At 68.7% G+C, this 1,755-nt stretch carries 2 protein-coding genes; both read left to right on the top strand.

The window, feature by feature from the left end; all coding sequences use genetic code 11:
- The first annotated feature begins 154 nt into the window (after positions 1-154).
- Positions 155-688, top strand: coding sequence for a YbaK/EbsC family protein (locus tag CEY05_RS30705; protein WP_088601298.1), 534 nt, complete (start codon positions 155-157; stop codon positions 686-688).
- Between the two features lie 145 nt (positions 689-833).
- On the top strand, positions 834-1,643 hold the full coding sequence (locus CEY05_RS30700) for an NRDE family protein (RefSeq protein ID WP_088601299.1): 810 nt from the start codon (positions 834-836) through the stop codon (positions 1,641-1,643).
- Positions 1,644-1,755: the final 112 nt, after the last annotated feature.

The following is a 1,755-nucleotide window of genomic DNA, read 5'->3' as shown; positions in this document are numbered from 1 at the left end:
GGCGGCGGGCGGCGGGCGGCGGCGGGCGGCGGGCGGCGGGCGGCGACCGATGGCGCGCGGGGCGCCCCGTGATGCCGCGCCGGGCGGTGATCGCCGCCCGGTCGGGCTCGGGATGGGTTAAGGTAGCGCGTCCAATTTCCGCCATATATCCGCCATGGAAGTCCACGATCAACTGCGTGCCCTGCTCGATGAACAGGGCATCGCCTACAAACTGCTGCACCATGCCGCCGAGGGCCGGTCCGAAGAGGTCGCCGCGATACGGGGAACGGCCGTCGGACAAGGCGCCAAGGCGCTGGTCTGCCGCGTGAAGATTTCCTCCACCAAGCGTGCGAATGTGCTGGCGGTGTTTCCGGCCGACCGGCAGGCCGACCTGGATGCGATCGCCCAGGCCATCCGCGGCAAGAAGGCGTCGCTGGCGTCACGCGATCTGGCGCGTGAATTGACTGGCTGCGAGATTGGCGCCATCCCGCCCTTCACGTTCAATGCCGAATTGGAATTGCTGGTCGACAGCACGCTGGGGCAACGCTACGAGGAAATCGTCTTCAACGCCGGCAGGCTGGATGCGTCCATCCTGATGCGGGCGGACGACTACCTGCGCCTGGTCACGCCGCGCACCGCACCGTTCACGTCGGAGCGCGTCGATGATGCAGCGATCGAGGCGGTCGTCGACGCGCAAGCGGCTGAATAAACCTGCGGCCGTGCGCTTGATTCAGGCGTGGAACGAAGCCGCGGCCGCGCTATTGCCTCAGGCGTGGAACGAAGCCGCGGCCGTGCGCGTGATTCGACACCGCGGAATGACATAATCAACCTTCCCCTCCGAAGAGCCTGCCTTCATGTGCCTCGCCGTCCTCGCCCTGCATGAACTGGCGCACCTGCCGGTGCTGATCGCTGCCAATCGCGATGAGTATCACGCGCGTCCGACCGCGCCGGCCGCGCCGTGGGATGACGGTTCGGACATCGTGGCCGGACGCGACCTGAAATCCGGCGGCACGTGGATGGGGATGACACGCGGCGGCCGCTATGCGCTGGTCACCAACTTCCGCGATCCCATGCGGGTGTTGCCGGATGCGCCATCGCGCGGCGACCTGGTCGGGGATTTCCTGCGCGGTGACGAAACGCCGGCAGCGTATGCCACGCGTATCGACACGATAGGCGGCCAATACAACGGCTACAACCTGATCGTCGGCGATCTCACCGGCGCCTGGTATTGCAGCAACCGGGGCGCACCGGCGCGGGCCCTGCCGCCCGGGATTTATGCGTTATCGAATCACCTGTTGGACACGCCGTGGCCCAAGCTTGCGCGCACCAAGGCGGCATTCACGCGTCTACTGCGGGGACGCCTGCAAGCGGACGCCGGGCTCTCGCTGCCTGAACGCCTTCAGCCGGAGATGGAGCGCTTGCTGCTCGCGCTGGCGGATCGTTCGGTCGCGCCGGACGCGGAGTTGCCTGACACCGGCATCGGCCTGGAGCGCGAACGCTTCCTGAGCAGCCCCTTCATCGTCGACCCCGTCTACGGCACCCGCAGTTCCAGCGTCATGGCCGTGTCCGCCCACGATTGCCTCCTGCACGAACGCCGTTTCGCCCCTGACGGCATCGCCCTCGGCGACGTCGAGCTCCACTACTCCATCCAAACCACCCGCTAGCCCCCCGCAACAACACGCGCGCCCGCCACCCCCACACGACCGGCGGCGCCCTACGCGCCCGCCGCCCCACGCGCCCGGCGGCGCCCTGCGCGCCCGCCGCCCCACGCGCCCG

The organism is Achromobacter sp. HZ34, from assembly GCF_002209485.1.
Taxonomy (GTDB): domain Bacteria; phylum Pseudomonadota; class Gammaproteobacteria; order Burkholderiales; family Burkholderiaceae_B; genus Bordetella_C.
The sequence above is the reverse complement of the archived record's forward strand: the minus strand, read 5'-3'. Positions and strand labels throughout refer to the sequence as shown.

Excerpts from the sequence above, each read along its gene's own strand:
- CEY05_RS30705 (WP_088601298.1), top strand. The coding sequence starts at position 155 with ATGGAAGTCCACGATCAACTGCGTGCCCTGCTCGATGAACAGGGCATC.
- CEY05_RS30700 (WP_088601299.1), top strand. The coding sequence starts at position 834 with ATGTGCCTCGCCGTCCTCGCCCTGCATGAACTGGCGCACCTGCCGGTG.